21 protein-coding genes are annotated in these 17,932 nt (G+C 63.8%); 10 read left to right on the top strand and 11 right to left on the bottom strand.

Annotation, left to right across the window (positions count from 1 at the left end; translation table 11 throughout):
* Position 1: 1 nt before the first annotated feature.
* From hisF to hisB, 7 genes are read right to left on the bottom strand one after another with little or no spacing between them, the layout of a single operon-like run.
* Positions 2-796, bottom strand: a complete 795-nt coding sequence (gene hisF / locus CK220_RS06035) for an imidazole glycerol phosphate synthase subunit HisF (protein WP_176479006.1) — start codon at positions 794-796, stop codon at positions 2-4.
* On the bottom strand, positions 793-1,632 hold the full coding sequence (locus CK220_RS06040; RefSeq protein WP_095810635.1) for an arginase family protein: 840 nt from the start codon (positions 1,630-1,632) through the stop codon (positions 793-795). The genes hisF and CK220_RS06040 overlap by 4 nt, the downstream gene beginning before the upstream one ends.
* The gene (gene hisA / locus CK220_RS06045) at positions 1,629-2,375 is read right to left on the bottom strand and encodes a 1-(5-phosphoribosyl)-5-[(5-phosphoribosylamino)methylideneamino]imidazole-4-carboxamide isomerase (protein ID WP_095810636.1); all 747 of its coding nucleotides are present in this window, start codon (positions 2,373-2,375) and stop codon (positions 1,629-1,631) included. The genes CK220_RS06040 and hisA overlap by 4 nt, the downstream gene beginning before the upstream one ends.
* A gap of 2 nt (positions 2,376-2,377) precedes the next feature.
* Positions 2,378-2,668, bottom strand: coding sequence for a DUF1330 domain-containing protein (locus CK220_RS06050; protein WP_095810637.1), 291 nt, complete (start codon positions 2,666-2,668; stop codon positions 2,378-2,380).
* On the bottom strand, positions 2,669-3,319 hold the full coding sequence (hisH, locus tag CK220_RS06055; RefSeq protein ID WP_095810638.1) for an imidazole glycerol phosphate synthase subunit HisH: 651 nt from the start codon (positions 3,317-3,319) through the stop codon (positions 2,669-2,671). It abuts the gene before it with no gap.
* Between the two features lies 1 nt (position 3,320).
* The gene (locus tag CK220_RS06060; RefSeq protein WP_095810639.1) at positions 3,321-3,794 is read right to left on the bottom strand and encodes a DUF2628 domain-containing protein; all 474 of its coding nucleotides are present in this window, start codon (positions 3,792-3,794) and stop codon (positions 3,321-3,323) included.
* 4 nt (positions 3,795-3,798) lie between these two features.
* Positions 3,799-4,398, bottom strand: coding sequence for an imidazoleglycerol-phosphate dehydratase HisB (hisB, locus tag CK220_RS06065; protein ID WP_095782136.1), 600 nt, complete (start codon positions 4,396-4,398; stop codon positions 3,799-3,801).
* A 204-nt stretch (positions 4,399-4,602) separates the two neighbouring features.
* Between hisB and hslV the strand changes: the two genes are divergently transcribed.
* The 5 genes from hslV (at position 4,603) to CK220_RS06090 (ending at position 8,738) form a co-directional block, all read left to right on the top strand.
* Positions 4,603-5,154, top strand: a complete 552-nt coding sequence (hslV, locus tag CK220_RS06070; RefSeq protein ID WP_095810640.1) for an ATP-dependent protease subunit HslV — start codon at positions 4,603-4,605, stop codon at positions 5,152-5,154.
* A 49-nt stretch (positions 5,155-5,203) separates the two neighbouring features.
* Positions 5,204-5,728 (top strand): GNAT family N-acetyltransferase, encoded by a 525-nt coding sequence (locus CK220_RS06075; RefSeq protein WP_095810754.1) that lies wholly within the window; start codon positions 5,204-5,206, stop codon positions 5,726-5,728.
* A gap of 5 nt (positions 5,729-5,733) precedes the next feature.
* On the top strand, positions 5,734-6,333 hold the full coding sequence (locus tag CK220_RS06080) for a DUF2585 domain-containing protein (protein WP_095810641.1): 600 nt from the start codon (positions 5,734-5,736) through the stop codon (positions 6,331-6,333).
* A gap of 5 nt (positions 6,334-6,338) precedes the next feature.
* On the top strand, positions 6,339-7,649 hold the full coding sequence (gene hslU / locus CK220_RS06085) for an ATP-dependent protease ATPase subunit HslU (RefSeq protein ID WP_095810642.1): 1,311 nt from the start codon (positions 6,339-6,341) through the stop codon (positions 7,647-7,649).
* A 129-nt stretch (positions 7,650-7,778) separates the two neighbouring features.
* Positions 7,779-8,738 carry a DUF1402 family protein gene (locus tag CK220_RS06090; protein ID WP_095810643.1) on the top strand — a complete coding sequence of 320 codons (960 nt, stop codon included), beginning with the start codon at positions 7,779-7,781 and terminating at the stop codon, positions 8,736-8,738.
* 18 nt (positions 8,739-8,756) lie between these two features.
* On the opposite strand, the gene CK220_RS06095 is transcribed toward CK220_RS06090, so the two are convergent.
* Genes CK220_RS06095 through CK220_RS06110 form a run of 4 tightly spaced genes read right to left on the bottom strand, consistent with a single transcriptional unit; the run spans position 8,757 to position 12,306 of the window.
* The gene (locus CK220_RS06095; protein WP_095810644.1) at positions 8,757-9,566 is read right to left on the bottom strand and encodes a 3-methyl-2-oxobutanoate hydroxymethyltransferase; all 810 of its coding nucleotides are present in this window, start codon (positions 9,564-9,566) and stop codon (positions 8,757-8,759) included.
* A 37-nt stretch (positions 9,567-9,603) separates the two neighbouring features.
* A complete protein-coding gene (locus CK220_RS06100) occupies positions 9,604-10,821 on the bottom strand; it encodes an FAD-dependent oxidoreductase (protein WP_176478998.1) in 1,218 nt (405 codons plus the stop codon).
* Between the two features lie 17 nt (positions 10,822-10,838).
* Complete coding sequence (locus CK220_RS06105) at positions 10,839-11,153, bottom strand: MocE family 2Fe-2S type ferredoxin (RefSeq protein WP_071100904.1); 315 nt, start codon at positions 11,151-11,153, stop codon at positions 10,839-10,841.
* A gap of 46 nt (positions 11,154-11,199) precedes the next feature.
* Positions 11,200-12,306, bottom strand: coding sequence for a fatty acid desaturase family protein (locus CK220_RS06110; protein WP_095810756.1), 1,107 nt, complete (start codon positions 12,304-12,306; stop codon positions 11,200-11,202).
* A 176-nt stretch (positions 12,307-12,482) separates the two neighbouring features.
* Between CK220_RS06110 and CK220_RS06115 the strand changes: the two genes are divergently transcribed.
* The 5 genes from CK220_RS06115 to iolG all read left to right on the top strand — a co-directional run bounded on the left by CK220_RS06115 (position 12,483) and on the right by iolG (position 17,928).
* Complete coding sequence (locus CK220_RS06115) at positions 12,483-13,514, top strand: LacI family DNA-binding transcriptional regulator (protein ID WP_095810645.1); 1,032 nt, start codon at positions 12,483-12,485, stop codon at positions 13,512-13,514.
* A gap of 368 nt (positions 13,515-13,882) precedes the next feature.
* Positions 13,883-14,824 (top strand): sugar ABC transporter substrate-binding protein, encoded by a 942-nt coding sequence (locus tag CK220_RS06120; protein ID WP_095810646.1) that lies wholly within the window; start codon positions 13,883-13,885, stop codon positions 14,822-14,824.
* A gap of 181 nt (positions 14,825-15,005) precedes the next feature.
* On the top strand, positions 15,006-16,082 hold the full coding sequence (locus tag CK220_RS06125; protein ID WP_095810647.1) for an ABC transporter permease: 1,077 nt from the start codon (positions 15,006-15,008) through the stop codon (positions 16,080-16,082).
* Between the two features lie 2 nt (positions 16,083-16,084).
* Positions 16,085-16,855 (top strand): ATP-binding cassette domain-containing protein, encoded by a 771-nt coding sequence (locus CK220_RS06130; RefSeq protein WP_067003269.1) that lies wholly within the window; start codon positions 16,085-16,087, stop codon positions 16,853-16,855.
* An 80-nt stretch (positions 16,856-16,935) separates the two neighbouring features.
* A complete protein-coding gene (gene iolG / locus CK220_RS06135; RefSeq protein ID WP_095810648.1) occupies positions 16,936-17,928 on the top strand; it encodes an inositol 2-dehydrogenase in 993 nt (330 codons plus the stop codon).
* Positions 17,929-17,932: the final 4 nt, after the last annotated feature.

The following is a 17,932-nucleotide window of genomic DNA, read 5'->3' on the forward strand; positions in this document are numbered from 1 at the left end:
TTTAAGTCCGATGCACAGTCGAGTCCAGCCGCACCGGCAGGCCGGCGCCCGCCATATGCGCCTTGGCCTCGGCGATGGTGTAGGTGCCGAAATGAAAGATCGAGGCGGCAAGCACGGCGCCGGCATGGCCGTCGCGGATGCCTTCGACCATGTGATCAAGCGTGCCGACGCCGCCCGAAGCGATGACCGGCACACGCACGGCATCGGCGATCGCGCGGGTCAGCGCGATGTCGTAGCCGGCCTTGGTGCCGTCGCGGTCCATGGAGGTCAGCAGGATCTCGCCGGCGCCGCGATCGACCATCTTCCTGGCGAACTCGACCGCGTCGATGCCGGTCTTCTCGCGCCCGCCATGCGTGAAGATCTCCCAGCGGTCGGCCTCGCCGGCCGCCGATACTTTCTTGGCGTCGATGGCGACGACAATGCACTGGTTGCCGAACTTGTCGGCAGCTTCCGCGACGAAATCCGGGTTCTTCACTGCCGCCGTGTTGATCGATACCTTGTCTGCGCCGGCCAGAAGCAGCCTTCGAATGTCGGCCACCTGGCGCACGCCGCCGCCGACGGTGAGCGGCATGAAACATTGTTCGGCCGTGCGGGCGACCACGTCGAAGATCGTCTCGCGATTGTCGGACGATGCGGTGATGTCGAGGAAGCAGAGCTCGTCGGCGCCCGCCGCGTCATAGGCCTTGGCGGCCTCGACCGGATCGCCGGCATCGACCAGGTCGACGAAATTGACGCCCTTGACCACGCGGCCGTTCTTGACGTCGAGACAGGGAATGACGCGGGCTTTCAGCATCAGCGCCCCTCCATGGTCGACAAAAGGTCGACCACCAGCTCGCCGACCTGCGGCGGCACCTCGCCCTTCGGGTCGAACGCCGGATCGTAGGCGGAAATGGTAAGTCCGGCGATGCTGAGCGGGCCGGCAAGGCCGCACATCGCGGTGCGGACCTGCTCCGGCGCCGGGCCGCCAGGCGTTGCGTAGCGATTGGCCTGCAGTTTTTCCGGATCATGCACGTCGAGGTCGACATGCATATGAATGCGCTCCGCACCCGTGGCCTTCAGCTTCGCCGCGGCGGCTGCCCAGTCCGGACACTCGGTACGAATGATCGGCAGCTCCTGCAAAAGCTCTGTCTCGGCCGGATCGAGGTCGCGTGCGTTGACCAGGACGCAGCGGGCCGGCTCGATCGGCTTGAAGCCGGGAATCTGCGCCGCCATGCGCCGCCAGCACAAGCCAAGCGCGGTTGCCAGCGCCATGCCGTCGAGGAAGCCCGAGGCGGAGGTTTCGGGCGTGTTGAGGTCGCCATGCTGGTCGGCCCAGATGATGGCGTCCGCGCCTTCACCGGCCACCGCGCCTGCGCTGGTCAGGCAGTTGCCGGCCAGAACGATGGGAAACCGGCCATTGTCCAGCGCGATGCGGACCTCGCCCGAAACGGTGTTGCAGACGGCAAATCCCGTGCCGATCTCGCGCTCCTGCTCGTCCTCGACGACCTTGCCGATGTCGCGCACCTCGACGTCGTGACCGGCAAGCTTCAGCGCCTCGGCCAGTCCGCCGGAGATCAGCGCATCGGGGCCTTGCCCGCAGCGGCCGTGAAAGTGGCCGCTGTCATAGGACGCCAGGATGATCGAGATGTTCACGCTCGTGCCTCCGCGTGGTTGCCGCGCAGGATGGCGAGCGCCTCCGCCGGGTCGATGCGTCCGTCATAGAGCGCGCGGCCGGAGATCGCGCCCTCCAGGCGCTTCGCATCGGGCATGGTCATACGCACGATGTCGGCAATCGAGGCCAATCCGCCGGAAGCGATCACCGGGATCGACACCGCCTCGGCGAGGTCGATGGTGGCATCCCAGTTGATGCCGGAGAGCACGCCGTCGCGGTCGATGTCGGTGTAGATGATGGCGGCCACGCCCGCGCCTTCGAATTTTTTGGCCAATTCGATGACGCCGAGTTCCGAGGCTTCGGCCCAGCCCTCGACCGCCACCTTGCCGCCCTTGGCGTCGATGCCGACAGCTACCTTGCCGGGAAAGGTCTTGCAGGCCTCCTTGACCAGTTCGGGCTCCCGCACCGCAACGGTGCCAAGGATGACCCGCGCCAGGCCGCGGTCCAGCCAGTCCTCGATCTGCGCCAGCGTGCGGATGCCGCCGCCGAGCTGCACCGGGTTCTTCGTCGCCTTGAGGATGGCGCCGACCGCCGCGGAATTGACGCTCTGGCCCTTGAAGGCCCCGTTGAGGTCGACGACGTGCAGCCATTCGAAGCCTTGCTCTTCGAAGGCTCTTGCCTGGGCCGCCGGGTCATCGTTGTAGATGGTGGCGGTTGCCATGTCGCCGTGCTTCAGGCGCACGCATTTGCCGTCCTTGAGGTCTATTGCCGGAAACAGGATCACGATCAGGCGCCCTCGACGATGGCGAAGTGGCCGGTCGATGCCGCCAGCCGGAATTTCAAGGCTTCCTGGTACTCGGGCGACTCATAGCAGGCGAGCGCCCTCTCGTAAGAGTCGAACTCCACCACGACATGGCGGTTTCCCGTTGCCCCCTCCGGGTCGGTATGGCGGCCGGCCCGAACAGGAAACTTCGCGCCAAATTTGGCGAAGGCCTTTGCGTTGGCCTCGATGTATTTCTTGTAGGTGTCCGGGTCGCGGACATCGATCATGGCGATCCAGTAGCCCTTCTTGCTCATTCAGGGCCTCCAATTGAGGAAATTGGTGATCAGCGCCAGGCCGAGCGCCTGGCTTTTCTCGGGATGGAACTGCGTGCCGGCAAAGTTGTCGCGGGCAACGGCCGCCGTCACCGCGCCGCCATAGTCGGCCGTCGCCACCACTTCGGCCGGGTTCCTCGCCTCCAGGTGATAGGAATGGACGAAATAGGCGTGCAGCCCTTTCGGACCGGTCTCGATGCCCGAAAACAGCGGATGCTTGCGCGCGAGCTCGATCGTATTCCAGCCGATCTGCGGGATTTTCAGTGCCGGATCCTTGGGCGTGATTTCCTTGACGTCGCCGGCAATCCAGCCAAAACCCTTAGTGACGGTCTTTTCCAGCCCGCGTTCCGACATCAGTTGCATGCCGACGCAGATGCCGAGGAACGGCCGCCCTTTGCGAAGCGCCGCCTCTTCCACCGCTTCCCACATGCCGGCCACTGAATGCAGGCCGGCCGCGCAGTCGGCATAGGCGCCGACGCCCGGCAGGACGATGCGGTCGGCGCTGCGCACCCGCTCGGCGTCCGCCGTGAGATCGATGGTCGCTGCGATGCCCGCTTCATGCGCGGCGCGCTCGAAGGCCTTGGTGGCCGAGCGCAGATTGCCCGACCCATAGTCGATGATCGCAACCCGCATGTCAGGGCCTTCCCGGCGTATGGGTCAGCCCCAGCGCCATGCCCGTCTGAGCCGGCCGCGCCAGGTTGGTGTCGGGCACGATGTGCGGCATCGGCGACTGGTCCTGCGCGCGCTCGTTGGCTTCGAGCGCGTGACGGACCTCGGCATCGCCGAGCCTGCCGGCCTCGACGACACCCCATTCCCGCCAGCCGCGGCGGCGGAGCGCCGCGATCCGCAGGGCCTGCCCTTCGAAGCCGATATAGAGCGACACCAGCAGCGAGAGCGCCGATCCAGCCCATTCAAGGCTTAGTTTCTCGCCGAGCATGGAGAGGGCCGCCATGGCCGCGAAGGTGAGCAGGGCCTCGATCCAGAGGCGATGCCAGGCGAGCCAGATCGGCGAGAACAGGAAGCCGAGCCAGGTGAAGCTGTCGCGCACCAGGGTGGCGTCCTCCGTGTTGCCGCCCGCGGGCGGCTCCATCACGACATAGATGGCCATAGGGTTATCCTTTCAGGGATCCCTTGGTGGACGGCACCGCATCGGGCTGGCGCGGGTCAGGCTCCAGCGCCACGCGCAGCGCCCTGGCCACGGCCTTGAAGCAGGTTTCCGCGATATGATGGTTGTTGGCGCCGTAGTGGTTGGTCACATGCAGCGTGATGCCGGCATTCTGCGCCAGCGCCTGGAAGAATTCGCGCACCAGCTCGGTGTCGAATGTGCCGATCTTCGGCGACGAGAAGGAAACGTTCCAGACCAGGAACGGCCTGCCGGAAACGTCAATCGCCGCCCGGGTCAGCGTCTCGTCCATGGCCAGGTCGATCGAGGCATAGCGCATGATGCCGCGCCGCTCCCCCAAAGCCTTGCTCAGCGCCTGGCCGATCGCAATGCCGGTATCCTCGACCGTGTGATGGTCGTCGATGTGAAGATCGCCTTTGGCCTCGATCGTCATGTCGATCAGCGAATGACGCGACAGCTGATCGAGCATATGGTCGAAGAAGCCGACACCTGTCGAAATGTCGGATTTACCCGTGCCGTCGACATGAACCGATACGGAAATCTCGGTTTCCTTGGTCTTGCGGCTGATTTCTGCGGAACGGGGCGGCATCAGTCTGTCCTGTTCAGAGGCGCGGGCTTGAAAACGAGAGCCTTCTATCAGCATGATCCGGCGATTGCCAGTTGCCATTCCGGACCGTATCGGCCTTGCCGTCGGACGGTTTGCAATCACTCGCCCTATGCATACATATGGCCGATCAAAGTCACTCGTACCGCGCCAATCGCCTTTGAGGGATAGCGCGAATCGGAGCAGGAAATGTCGAATGAACTGACCATGCACGCCACGACCATCGTCACCGTGCGCAAGGGCAGCAAGGTTGTCATCGCCGGCGACGGCCAGGTCAGCCTTGGCCAGACCATCATGAAGGGCAACGCCCGCAAGGTGCGACGCATCGGCAAGGACGGCAGTGTCATTGCCGGTTTTGCCGGCGCCACCGCCGACGCCTTCACCCTCCTCGAACGCCTCGAAGCCAAGCTCGAACAATATCCTGACCAACTGACGCGTGCCTGCGTCGAGCTCGCCAAGGACTGGCGCACGGACCGCTATCTGCGCCGCCTGGAGGCAATGATGCTGGTCGCCGACAAGTCGGTCTCGCTGGCACTGACCGGCACCGGTGACGTGCTCGAGCCGGAACATGGCGTCATGGCCATCGGCTCCGGCGGCAACTACGCGCTGGCCGCCGCCCGCGCGCTGATGGACACCGACAAGCACGCCGAGGAGATCGCCCGCAGGGCAATGCAGATCGCCGCCGATATTTGCGTCTACACCAACAGCAGCTTCGTCGTCGAAACGCTCGATGCCGCCTAGGCGGCCGGCCATGATCCCAAAAAATGGGAACCGGTTTTTGGAAAAGATCATGGTCGAACAGGAAGACAGCTACGATTTTCGGCCGGTCACCCAAAAGGATCTGCCGATGATCGCCCGCTGGCTTGCCGAGCCGCATATCGCCGAATGGTGGGGCGATCCGGAAAAGGAGATCGCCGAGATACGCGAGCATATCGATTCGGTTTCGGTGGAGCCGCTGATCGTCGAATTGGGCGGCAGGCCGATCGCCTACCTGCAGAGCTACGATCCGCATCTCGAGGACGACCATCCTTACGCCGACCAGCCATTCGGCACGCTTGGCATCGATGTGTCGATCGGGCCGCCGGACCTGGTCGGTATCGGCCATGGCTCGGCCATCGTCCGCCAGTTCGTCGCGGAACTGTTCGAGGAAGGCGCGCCGCGCGTCGTCATCGATCCACATCCCGACAATGGCCGCGCCATCCGTGCCTATGAAAAGGCCGGCTTCAGGCCGATCGGCCGCAGGCATTCGGAATATGGGGACGTCGTGCTGATGGCCGTCGATGCGGCCGAAAGCGACAAAGAAGAGGGGGACTGATCACAATGACCGCATCCGGGCAAGACAAGACGCTTTCTGCCTATGAAGACAGCTGGCGCATGGGATTGCTGCTGGTGCTGGCTCTGGTCGTTTTCCAGGCCGGCATCCTCTACGGCATGGGCCATCCGCCGATCTGCACCTGCGGCTACGTCAAGCTCTGGCACGGTGTGGTGAACAGCTCGGAGAATTCCCAGCACATCGCCGACTGGTACACCTTCTCGCACATCATCCACGGCTTCCTGTTCTATGCGCTGGCCTGGGCTCTGTTCCCGCGCTCGCCGGTCGGGCTGAGGCTGGCTTTCGCCGTCCTCATCGAAGGCGGCTGGGAAGTCCTGGAAAACAGCCCCTACATCATCGACCGCTACCGCGCCGGCACTATCTCTCTCAACTACTACGGCGACAGCATCATCAATTCGGTGTCCGACACGCTGTTCATGGCGCTCGGATTTGTGATGGCGCGAAAGCTCCCTATATGGGTGATCGTGGCCCTGGCGCTCATTTTCGAGTTCGGCACGGGCTACATCATCCGGGACAATCTGACGCTCAACGTGATCATGCTGCTGCATCCGTTCGAGTCCATCAGGCAGTGGCAAAGTGGAATTTGAGTAATATGAGCACCTTTTCTCCCCGCGAAATCGTTTCGGAACTCGACCGCTTCATCATCGGCCAAAAAGACGCCAAGCGCGCCGTGGCGATCGCCTTGCGCAACCGCTGGCGCCGCCAGCAGCTGGACGGCCAGATGCGCGAAGAGGTGATGCCCAAGAACATCCTGATGATCGGCCCGACCGGCGTCGGCAAGACCGAGATCTCGCGCCGCCTGGCGCGGCTGGCCGGCGCGCCTTTCGTCAAGGTCGAGGCCACCAAGTTCACCGAGGTCGGCTATGTCGGCCGCGACGTCGAGCAGATCGTGCGCGATCTCGTCGAGGTCGCCATCGGGCTGACGCGCGAGAAGATGCGCGAGGACGTCAATGCGCGCGCCCACATCAACGCCGAAGAGCGCGTGCTCGAAGCCTTGGTCGGCAAGACCGCGAGCCCGGCCACGCGCGACAGCTTCCGCAAGCGGCTGCGCGACGGTGAGCTCGACGACAAGGAGATCGAGATCGAGGTGGCGGACACCGGCACTGGCGGCATGCCAGGCTTCGAGATCCCCGGCATGCCGGGCGCCAATATCGGCGTGCTCAACATCAACGACATGCTGTCGAAGGCGATGGGCGGCAGGAAGACCAAGACCCGCAAGACGACGGTCAAGGAATCCTACGCGCTTCTGATCAGTGACGAGTCCGACAAGCTACTCGACCAGGACGAGGTGGTTCGCCGGGCGCTGGAATCAGCGGAGAATGACGGCATCGTGTTCCTGGACGAGATCGATAAGATCGCGGCCAGGAGCGACATTTCGGGCGGCCCCTCGCGTGAAGGCGTTCAGCGCGATCTGCTGCCGCTGGTCGAAGGCACCACCGTTGCGACCAAATACGGGCCGATCAAGACGGACCATATTCTTTTCATCGCCTCGGGCGCCTTCCACGTCTCCAAGCCTTCGGACCTGCTTCCGGAGCTGCAGGGCCGCTTGCCGATCCGCGTCGAACTGCGTGCGCTGGAGAAGCAGGATTTCGTCCGCATCCTCACCGAAACGGAGGCCAGCCTCATCAAGCAGTATATTGCGCTGATGAAGACCGAGGGCGTCGAGTTGGCTTTCACCGACGACGCCATCGATTCGCTCGCCGGCATTGCCGTCGACCTCAACGCCAATGTCGAGAACATCGGCGCCAGACGGCTGCAGACGGTGATGGAGCGGGTGCTGGACGAGATTTCCTACGACGCGCCGGACCGCCACGGCACGGCGGTCACCATCGATGCCGAATACGTGCAGAAGCATGTCGGCGATCTCTCGCGCAACACCGACCTGTCACGGTTCATCCTCTAACAGGCGAAGCCCGGCGATGTGTGGCCAGATGGTACCATCTGGCCAGCTTTCGTCCCGTCGGAGGCTTGCCTCGTCTCGACTCTCCCATGCGCTTTACCTAGTTTGCCGCCGACTTGAAGGCGGCGGTGGATGAAGAAACGCATACTTCTTTTTGTTGGCCTGGCATTGGCCGCGGCGGTGGCAACGGCGAACGCGGCGACCATGGTGCCGCCGGGCAATCGCAACAGCGTGCAGCCGGATATTCCGGGCGCTTCCAGCCGGCGCACCCAGGCTACCAACACCAGCTTCCAGGCCAAGTATCGCAAGGTCTACGCGCTGCTGCAGAACGATGCCGAGCTGCGCGCCAAGATCAGGAAAGTGGCGGCCGCCTATGGCATCGATCCGATGCACATCGTCGGCGCCATCGTCGGCGAGCACACCTATAATGTGGACGCCTATGATCGGCTGCAGACCTATTACGTCAAGGCGATGTCCTACCTGTCGAGCAAGCTCACCTTTGCTTATGAAGGGGAGGACGTCAGCGATTTCGTTGAGCGGCCGCAATTCCAGAAATGCGCCGGCATAACCGACAGCTACGATCTTTGGGAATGCCGCGAGCAGGTGTGGAACCATTCCTTCCGCGGCAAGACAGTCGGCGGGACCAGCTTCCCTAACGACCGCTTCGGCGCCACTTTCTTCCAACCCTACTATGCCGGCCAGACTTTCGGACTCGGCCAGTTGAACCCGCTGACGGCGCTGCAGATGAGCGATCTCGTGCACGAGGTCTCCGGCCTGCCCGAACTCGACGTCAACGACCCGAACACGGTCTACAAGACCATCATGGATCCCGACCTCACGCTGCCTTACGTCGCTGCGACCATCAGGAAATCGATCGACGCCTACAAAAGCATCGCCGGCTTCGACATCTCGCACAATCCGGGCCTGACCGCCACGCTCTACAATGTCGGCAACCCCGAGCAGCGCGCCTATGCGTTGGAGGAGGAGAACGAGAAGCGTCGCGCCGCCGGGGAACCGGAAAAGCTGCCCGAGGAGAATTATTACGGTTGGCTGGTCAACGACAAGCTGGACGAGCTGAAGACGCTGTTCTAGCGGGCTGAGCCGGGTGGCTCAGTAGCCTTCCGAGACGAGAAACGCCTCGAACTTGCGCATTTCCTCGGCATCCGCCTCGACCATGTGCCGCGGCTCCGGATAGGCGCCCGACCGAATATCGTCGGCATATTCGCGGAAGGCGGCGATGCGCTCGCTCTGCAGGCGGTCGAATTCCGCCGCGAAGTCGCGGTAGCGCTTGGCATGGCGCGGATAATGGCCGCGATTGCTGCCGAGCACGTCTTCCGAGAACAGATATTGCGCATCGCAGCCGGCGCCTGCACCCATCGAGATCATGATCAGCGGCGTCCGCCGCGAGATCGCGCTTGCAACCGCGGCCGGCACAACTTCGATCTCGGCGGCGAAGGCACCGGCCGCTTCGAGGTCCTTGACCTGCTTCCAGACGAGGGCGGCGCTCTCGGCCGTCTTGCCGACCGCCTTGAAGCCGCCGGTCCAGGTCGCGTGCGCCGGGATCAGCCCGACATGACCGCAGACCGGAATATGCTCGTCGCGCAGCCGGCGGATGGTCTGCAAGCTGGCCGAGCAATACATGGCGTCAGCGCTGGCCGCGCGCAGCTTCACCGCCATGCGCAGGATCTCGTCGGTGGTTGCACCCAGCTTGATGCGTTCGTCGCCGGGAATGGCAAAGCAGGTGGGCGCGGCGTCGCGAAAACGCGGGTCGAACATAAGATCGTAGGGGACCGAGATGAGGTCGATGCCGGCACGCTCGGCGGCCTCGGCCTCCTCCAGCGAGAAAACGCGCAGCTTCGAAAGCTGGCGCTTACCCTTCAGCGATTGCAAATCGGCGACGGTCGGTCTGTTGCGTGCCATGTCCGTGGATCCCCTCGGTTCCAGCGATTATTCGGGTCTACGCCGCCAGCAGCGACTTCAGCTTGACCGATTGCGAGCCGAGCGCCTCAGGCGCGGGCATCGCCCGCTTGGCGATCAGCATCTCGGCCAACCTTATGTCGCGCGCCACCGCATTGCCGGGGCCGATGCCGCTGGCGGCGACCAGCCTGCCGTCCTCGGCCAGGTGGAACAGAATGAAGGCGCCGTCGTCGAGGTCGCGCCGTACGGTCGAGCGGCCCTCGTCCGAAAGTCCGGCGATCTGCAGCGTAAGCCCATATTGATCCGACCAGAACCACGGCACCGCGGCATGCGCCTCGTTGGCGCCCAGCATGTTCTTCGCGGCGAGCGCGCCCTGCTCCTGCGCGTTGCGCCAGGCTTCCAGCCGCACGCGCCGGCCGCCATAGACGGCGAGCGGGAACGAGCAGCAGTCGCCGGCCGCAAAAACATCCGGATCCGCGCTGCGCAGGTTCCCGTCGACGGCGATACCGTTGTCGATCGCCAGTCCTGCTTCGGCGGCGAGCGCCGTCACCGGCACGGCGCCGATGCCGATCACGGCAAAATCGGCGACAATTTCCTGCCCGTCGGCAAGCGTGATGCGAACTCTTGTGCCGTCATCGGCGATCGCCGTGATGCCTTGGCCGGTAAGCACCTTCGCGCCTTCGGCCTCATGCGCCTTATGAATGACTTCCGCGATCTCGGCCGGCACGCCGCGCATCAGGATGCGCGGCTGCGCCTCCAGCACCGCGACCGTGGCGCCGAGCTTGCGCGCCGAAGCGGCAAGCTCGAGGCCGATGAAACCACCGCCGATGATGGCGACGCGGTTCTCCGGCTTGAGATGGGCGCGGATGGCGAGCGCGTCGTTGAAGGTCCTGAGATAAACGCAACGGCCGCCCAGACCCGGCATCGGCAGCTTGCGCGGCACGGACCCGGTCGCGAGCAGCAGCTTGTCATAGGCAAGCGAAGAGCCGTCGGAGAGGCGCACGAGATGCGCGGCGCGGTCGATCGCGACGGCCCGAACGGAATGGATGTGGCGGATCGAGCGTTCGCCCAGAAGCTCGTCGCTGGCGATCGCCTTGATGAGGGGCGCCTCGCTGGTCATCGCCTCCTTCGACAGCGGCGGCCGTTCATAGGGCAGATGCGGCTCGTCGCCGACCAGCGTCACTGGCCCGTCGAAACCGAGGTCGCGCAAGGTGAGCGCAGCGCGCCCGCCGCATTCGCCGGCGCCGATGATGACCATTCCTCCCGCCACCGCCGTCACCCGACCTGAATGAGGACTTTGCCGGCGTCGACCTTGACCGGATAGGTCTTGAGATTGACGCAGACCGGCGCGCCGCGCGCGTCGCCGGTCTTGTAGTTGAAGCGGCCATTGTGTTTCGGACATTCGATGATGTCGTCCATCACCAGCCCATCGGCCAGATGCACCTTCTCATGCGAGCACAGGCCGTCGGTCGCGAAATACTCGTCCTCCGGGCTGCGATAGATGGCATAGGTGCGGCCGGCGTGATCGAACCGCATCACGTCCTCTTCGTCGATGTCTCCGGCCGCGCAGGCCTCGACCCAGTCGCTCATGTCGTCCTCCGGCGAAATTCTTCGTTGTCGCTTGTGTCGGATCCGCTCACTCGGCCGCGGCCGCTACCGGATTGTCGTTGTGCAGCTCTTCCCGATAGGGCTTTGCCGTCGGCGGCAGCTCGCGCTTGAGGAAGTAGTCCTCGTTGCGCAGCTGGCGCAGGAAGGCGGGGATCATCTCGCGGTAGCCGGCCAGGATCGACGGCGTCGGCGCCGGCAGGTCGTGCTTGATCATCTCATGCAGCTTCGGCAGCGCGTGGTAGGGCACCATCGGGAACATGTGGTGCTCCACATGGTAGTTCATGTTCCAGTAGATGAACCGGCTGATCGGGTTCATGTAAACGGTGCGGCTGTTCAGCCGATGGTCGATGACATTGTCGGCCAGCCCGCCATGCTGCAGCAGCCCGGTCATGACGTGATGCCAGGCGCCGTAGAGGCGGGGCAGGCCGACAAGCATCAGCGGCAGCCATGAATGCAGATAGAGCGCCAGCACAAAGGTCGCGACATAAATGGCGAGCCAAATACGGGCAATGCGAATGGCGCTGGGCTGCTCCTGTTCCGGAATGAAGGTCTTTTCCGCGGCGCTGATGATGCCGGCGGCATTGCGCACCATGTCGGTCATTGCATGCCAGGCATCGAGCATGCCGAAAAAATTCAGCACAACACGCAAAAGGTCCGGCGGTCGCATGACGGCGATCTCCGGGTCGCGGCCGACGATGATGGTGTCGGTGTGGTGGCGCGCATGGCTCCAGCGCCAGGTCACCGGATTGCGCATGATCATGAAGCAGGCGAGCTGGTAGACCGCATCGTTCATCCATTGGGTGCGGAAGGCCGTGCCGTGGCCGCATTCGTGCCAGCGGGAGTCGGTCGAGGAACCGTAGAGCGTGCCATACGCAAAGAAGAACGGCACGCACCACCAGCTGCCCCAGAACCAGGCGCCGCCTGCACCGCTGAGGATCAGCGCACCGAGCCAGATGATGGTGTCGCGGATCGCCGGCTGGTCGGAGCGCTGCATCAGCTCCTTCATCTGCTTGCGCGGGATCTCCGTATGGTACCACTCGGCCGCCGAAAGCCCGTTCTCAACCGCCCGCTTGGCGTCGCGGCCGGTCAGGCTGTAGTCGCGTCCGGACGGCGCCGGAGACGAGATTGCCGTCATTGCGGGTTCCTCCATCAGCACCTGGCGAATGGCCCTCGGCAATGCCGCGCCTCGCCTATGGCTGGCTTCGACTTCACCATAGCGCCAAGCCATGATAGCCTCAATGTCACAAAGATAGATTCTATCATTTTCTATCAGAATGAGCTAATCTGAGTCAGGCAAGTGATGGAGCGCTCATGGCAAAGCGGCCGACAATCACCGATCTCGCGCGCGTTTCCGGCTTCAGCGTCGCCACGGTCGACCGGGTGCTGAACAATCGCCTGCCGGTGCGCGAGGAGACGGCGCGCCGCGTCTACGAGGCGGCGACCGACATCGGCTATCACGCCGCCGGCCTGATCAGGCAACGCATGCGCCAGGAATTGCCCGAGTACCGTCTCGGCTTCCTGCTGCTGCGGGGCAATGACGTTTTCTACGGCGATTTCGCGCGTGAGCTGGAGCTTGCGGTCTCGCAATCGCAACGTTTCCGGGGCACTGCGACGATCGACTTCGCCGCTTCGCTGGCGCCCGATGAGATCGCCGCCCAGATGCGCAAGCTGGCAGCCAAATCCAGCGCCATCGCCGTGGTCGGTCCGGACCATCCGACCCTGACGGCGGTGGTGGAAGCGCTGAAGGCGCGAGGGCAGCCGGTCTTTTCGCTGCTGTCCGACTTCGCCGCCGGCATCCGCGAAGGCTATGTCGGGCTCGACAACCGCAAGGTCGGACGCACCGCAGCCTGGATGATCGCCAAGGCGGCCAGGAAGCCAGGCAAGGTCGCGCTTTTCGTCGGCAGCCACCGCTTCCATGGCCACGAGCTGCGCGAGATCGGCTTCCGCTCCTATTTTCGCGAGCATGCGCCGGATTTCACGGTCATGGAGACGCTGGTCAACCTGGAGGCCAACCAGGTGACGCATGATGCGATGCTCGATCTTCTGGCCCGGCATCCCGACCTTGCCGGCTGCTATGTCGCCGGCGGCGGCATGGAGGGCGCGGTCGCGGCGTTGAGGGCGGCGAAGCCGGCGCATATGCCGGTGGTCATCTGCAACGAGATCAACGCCGAATCGCGCGCCGCACTCGCCGACAACATTCTCACCATGGTGATCTCGACCCCGCTGGCGGCGCTCTGCCGCGAGCTTGTCGGGCTGATGGCGCATGCCATCGAGAGCGGCGCCGCCAATGCGCCCGGCCAGACTTTTCTCCCCTTCGACATCTATCTGCCGGAAAACATCTAAGCCGCCGCGCGTTGGAATGATGTGATCCATCAGGCTGATGGAATTCTTTCGCGACGTGAAATCGCCCAGGATTCCGCCGCAGAACGTTTGCCTGCCCGACCGCGAGGGCGCTGCACGCTTGCCTCCATCGAAAAACCGGCACGTCCATTTCGAATCTCCCTTGACGGCTGCAAGCGAAATGGAATAAATATTTCACCAACTGGGTATTTTGGTTCTTTCGTTCCGGAACATCTGTTTCAAACAGAGGACCAGGCGTTCCATTATGCGAGGAAAACGCCGCCGGAAGGGCCATGGGAGAGATTCCCCGGAATGAGCGGGGATTCCGGTTCAATCGGTGCAGCCGGACACCAAGTGGAGGAGAAACTAAAATGAAGAAACTGCTTTTGGGCGTCGCGCTTTCGGCGCTGATGTGTTCGTCCGCCTTCGCCGCCAAGATCGGCGTCTCGATGGCTCTTTTCGACGACAATTTCCTGACTGTGCTGCGCAACGGCATGATCGCCCAGGCCAAGGGCATGGACGGCGTCGAACTGCAGGTCGAGGATGCGCAGAACGACGTGGCCAAGCAGCTCGACCAGATCAAGAACTTCGCCGCTTCGGGCGTCGACGCGATCATCGTCAACCCGGTCGACACTTCGGCCACTCAGGCGATGTCGGATGCGGCGGCCGCGGCCAAGATCCCGCTGGTCTATGTCAACCGCGAGCCGGTCAATGTCGACAAGCTGCCCGACAACCAGGCTTTCGTCGCCTCGAACGAAGCCGAGTCCGGCACGCTCGAGACCAAGGAGGTGTGCCGCCTGTTCAAGGAAGCCGGCAAGAAGGAAGCAAATGTCTATGTGATCATGGGCGAGCTCTCCAATCAGGCGGCGGTGCAGCGCACCAAGGATATCGACGACGTGATTGCCACGCCGGACTGCAGCTTCATCAAGATCATCGACAAGCAGACCTCGAACTGGAAGCGTGACGAAGCGCAGAATCTGATGACCAACTGGCTGTCGTCCGGCAAGCCGTTCGACGGCGTCATCGCCAACAACGACGAAAGCGCCATCGGCGCGATCCAAGCGATGAAGGCCGCCAATATCGACATGAAGTCGGTCGTGGTCGGCGGCGTCGACGCCACCCAGGATGCGCTGGCCGCGATGCAGGCGGGCGATCTCGACGTCACCGTCTTCCAGGACGCGGCCGGCCAGGGCGCCGGCGCGCTCGATGCGGCGCTGAAGCTCTCCAAGGGCGAGAAGGTGGAGCACAAGGTCTATATCCCCTTCCAGCTCGTGACGCCGGCGAACATCGACAAGTTCCTGAAGAAGAACTGAGGCCGCGCCAACGCAATTCCAGCGGAAGTTTTCCGTACGGACTTGCGTGAGGACAAATCTGGAGCGGCGCTCCGACGCATCGAGCTGGCTGAAATCGGCTGCAGACAGAGCAGCGTCGTTCCCTTCCTTCTCCCGCCCCACCGGGCGGGAGAGCGGGCGCGGTCATTCGGAGGAAGAAGACGTGTCACAGACATCGCATGGCATTGGCGGGCTGAGCTATGACGCCAAGAAGCGCCCCTGGCCTGCCGAGTTCAACGTGTTCCTGGCGCTGGTCATCCTGGTCGGCGCGTTCGAGCTGATCGGCCGCGTCTTCCTCGGCGACAGCTTCCTCTTCAACACCCGCGAAAACGTCGATGCTATCTTCAACGAGCAACGGCTGCAGATCATCATCCTGCAGGTGTCGATCGTCGGCATCATCGCCATCGGCGTCACGCAGGTCATCATCTGCGGCGGCATCGACCTGTCCTCGGGCTCGATCGTCGGCGCCACCGCCATGATCGCCATGAGTTTCGCGCAGGTTGCGACCGTCAACGGCAATCCCAATCCGAAGGCGATGTTCATCGCCTATGGCTGGACCGACCTGCCGGTCATCGTGCCGCTGTTGGTCGCGATCGGCTGCGGCCTGATTGCCGGCCTGATCAACGGGGCCCTGATCGCCTACACCCGCATTCCGCCGTTCATCGCCACGCTCGGCATGATGGTCACGGCGCGCGGCATCGCCAAATGGTGGTCGAAGGGCCAGCCGATCTCGTTCCCGACCGACAGCTTCGCGGCCATCGGCAAGGGGCTGATGCCGGTCATCATCTTCATTTCACTGGCGATCCTGTTCCAGCTCATCCTGAGTTACACCCGATACGGCAAGCACTGTTACGCCATCGGCTCCAACGAGGATGCCGCGCGCATGTCCGGCATCAAGATCGCCAACCACAAGGTGCTGGTCTATGTGATTGCCGGCATCCTCGCCTCGATCGCCGCGGTGGTGCTCTCCTCCAAGAACCTCACCGCCCAGGCCGGCATGGGCGTGATGTACGAGCTCGACGCCATCGCCATGGCGGTCATCGGCGGCGTCTCGCTCTCGGGCGGCCGCGGGTCTATTATAGGCACGGTGATCGGCTCGCTGATCTTCGGCGTCATCATCTCCGGCTTCACCTTCCTGCGCCTCGACGCTTACTACCAGGAGATGGTCAAGGGCGTGATCATCGTCGGCGCAGTCGTTCTCGATCAATGGCGCCAACGCCGCCGGGCGATAGGAGCTTGACCATGTCCGACATCGTTCTGAAAACCGAAAACCTCACCAAGCATTATGGCGGCGTGCACGCCCTGCAGGAGGCGAATTTCGAGCTGCGCAAGGGCGAGCATGTCGCCATCATGGGCGACAACGGCGCCGGCAAGTCGACTTTCGTGCGCCAGATCACCGGCGTCGAGCAGCGCACCGACGGCAAGATCTGGTTCGACGGCAAGGAAGTGAATTTCGCCGGCCCGATCGAGGCGCGCGAGGCGGGCATCGAGACCGTGTTCCAGAACCTCGCTCTGGCCGACGACCTCGACGTGCCGTCGAACCTCTTCCTCGGCCGCGAGAAGGTGCTGTTCAACCTCGGCCCCTTCTCGATCCTCGACCGCAAGGCGATGCGCAGGGCGACCGAGGCGGCGCTGATCCGCACCGCGGTGAAGATCCCGAACCTCTCCAGCACCATCCGCCACATGTCGGGCGGGCAGCGCCAATGCGTGGCGATCGCCAGGACCGCGACCTTCGCTTCCAAGCTGATCATCATGGACGAGCCGACGGCGGCGCTCGGCGTGCAGGAGACGGCGCAGGTCGAAAACATCATCCGCACGCTGAAGGAGAACGGCGAGCCGCTGATCCTGATCAGCCACAACATGCGCCAGGTGTTCGACCTGGTCGACCGCATCGTCGTCTTCCGGCGCGGCCGCATCGTTGCCAATTTGCGCAAGCAGGACACCGACGGCAACGACATCGTGGCTTACATCACCGGCGCCAAGACCGGCCAGGCGGAGCTTCAGGCCGCCTGACGAGGCGCCATGACGGGATGACTAATCACCCGCGCCGAACGGGCGCGGACAAGTTTCTGAATCACCTCAAAGGACATTCCATGACTCTCCGCTTCGCTCTTCTCGGCGCCGGCCGTATCGGCAAGGTACATGCGCGCGCCGTTGCCTCCAACCCGCAGGCCAAACTGGTGGCCGTGGCGGACGCCTTCGAGAAAGCGGCGACGGAGCTTGCCACCGCCTATGGCGCCGAGGTGCGCAGCATCGACGCCATCGAGCAGGCCAAGGACATCGAGGCCGTCATCATCTGCACCCCGACCGACACTCATGCCGACCTGATTGAGCGCTTCGCCAAGGCCGGCAAGGCGATCTTCTGCGAGAAGCCGATCGACCTCGACGTCAAGCGCGTCGAGCAGTGCCTGGCCGTGGTCGCGAAGGCCAATGCTACGCTGATGGTCGGCTTCAACCGCCGCTTCGACCCGCATTTCGCCGCCGTCCGCAAGGCGATCGACGACGGCGCCATCGGCGATGTCGAGATGGTCACCATCACCTCGCGCGATCCGGGCGCACCGCCGCTCGACTACATCGCGCGATCCGGCGGCATTTTTCGCGATATGACCATCCATGATTTCGACATGGCGCGCTTCCTGCTCGGCGAAGAGCCGGTGGCCGTCAGCGCGCACGCCTCGGTGCTGGTCGACAAGAAGATCGGCGAAGCGGGCGATTTCGATTCCGTCAGCGTCATCCTGGAAACGGCTTCCGGCAAGCAGGCCGTCATCTCCAATTCGCGCCGCGCCACCTATGGCTACGACCAGCGCATCGAGGTGCATGGCTCGAAAGGCATGGTCGCGGCCGAGAACCAGCGGCCGGTGTCGATCGAGCTCGCCAACGACAAGGGCTACACGCGCCCGCCGCTGCACGACTTCTTCATGACCCGCTACATTGACGCCTATGCCAACGAGATCGCTGCCTTCATTGCCGCCGCGACTGCTGGCAAGAAGGCGGCGCCGAGCGGCAAGGACGGACTGGTCGCCTTGAAGCTCGCGGATGCCGCTTTGGAGTCTGCGAAGACGGGCAAGACCGTCCGCGTCGACTAATCAC

Origin of the sequence: Mesorhizobium sp. WSM3860, assembly GCF_002294995.1 — a bacterium.
In the GTDB taxonomy this organism is placed as follows: Bacteria; Pseudomonadota; Alphaproteobacteria; order Rhizobiales; family Rhizobiaceae; genus Mesorhizobium.

Coding starts and splice junctions, on each gene's coding strand:
- iolG (WP_095810648.1), top strand. CDS start 16,936: ATGACTCTCCGCTTCGCTCTTCTCGGCGCCGGCCGTATCGGCAAGGTA.
- CK220_RS06110 (WP_095810756.1), bottom strand. CDS start 12,306: ATGACGGCAATCTCGTCTCCGGCGCCGTCCGGACGCGACTACAGCCTG.
- hisB (WP_095782136.1), bottom strand. CDS start 4,398: ATGCCGCCCCGTTCCGCAGAAATCAGCCGCAAGACCAAGGAAACCGAG.
- CK220_RS06060 (WP_095810639.1), bottom strand. CDS start 3,794: ATGGCCATCTATGTCGTGATGGAGCCGCCCGCGGGCGGCAACACGGAG.
- CK220_RS06115 (WP_095810645.1), top strand. CDS start 12,483: ATGGCAAAGCGGCCGACAATCACCGATCTCGCGCGCGTTTCCGGCTTC.
- CK220_RS06120 (WP_095810646.1), top strand. CDS start 13,883: ATGAAGAAACTGCTTTTGGGCGTCGCGCTTTCGGCGCTGATGTGTTCG.
- CK220_RS06100 (WP_176478998.1), bottom strand. CDS start 10,821: ATGGTCATCATCGGCGCCGGCGAATGCGGCGGGCGCGCTGCGCTCACC.
- CK220_RS06130 (WP_067003269.1), top strand. CDS start 16,085: ATGTCCGACATCGTTCTGAAAACCGAAAACCTCACCAAGCATTATGGC.
- hisH (WP_095810638.1), bottom strand. CDS start 3,319: ATGCGGGTTGCGATCATCGACTATGGGTCGGGCAATCTGCGCTCGGCC.
- CK220_RS06095 (WP_095810644.1), bottom strand. CDS start 9,566: ATGGCACGCAACAGACCGACCGTCGCCGATTTGCAATCGCTGAAGGGT.
- CK220_RS06075 (WP_095810754.1), top strand. CDS start 5,204: ATGGTCGAACAGGAAGACAGCTACGATTTTCGGCCGGTCACCCAAAAG.
- CK220_RS06050 (WP_095810637.1), bottom strand. CDS start 2,668: ATGAGCAAGAAGGGCTACTGGATCGCCATGATCGATGTCCGCGACCCG.
- CK220_RS06090 (WP_095810643.1), top strand. CDS start 7,779: ATGAAGAAACGCATACTTCTTTTTGTTGGCCTGGCATTGGCCGCGGCG.
- hslV (WP_095810640.1), top strand. CDS start 4,603: ATGTCGAATGAACTGACCATGCACGCCACGACCATCGTCACCGTGCGC.
- hslU (WP_095810642.1), top strand. CDS start 6,339: ATGAGCACCTTTTCTCCCCGCGAAATCGTTTCGGAACTCGACCGCTTC.
- CK220_RS06080 (WP_095810641.1), top strand. CDS start 5,734: ATGACCGCATCCGGGCAAGACAAGACGCTTTCTGCCTATGAAGACAGC.
- CK220_RS06105 (WP_071100904.1), bottom strand. CDS start 11,153: ATGAGCGACTGGGTCGAGGCCTGCGCGGCCGGAGACATCGACGAAGAG.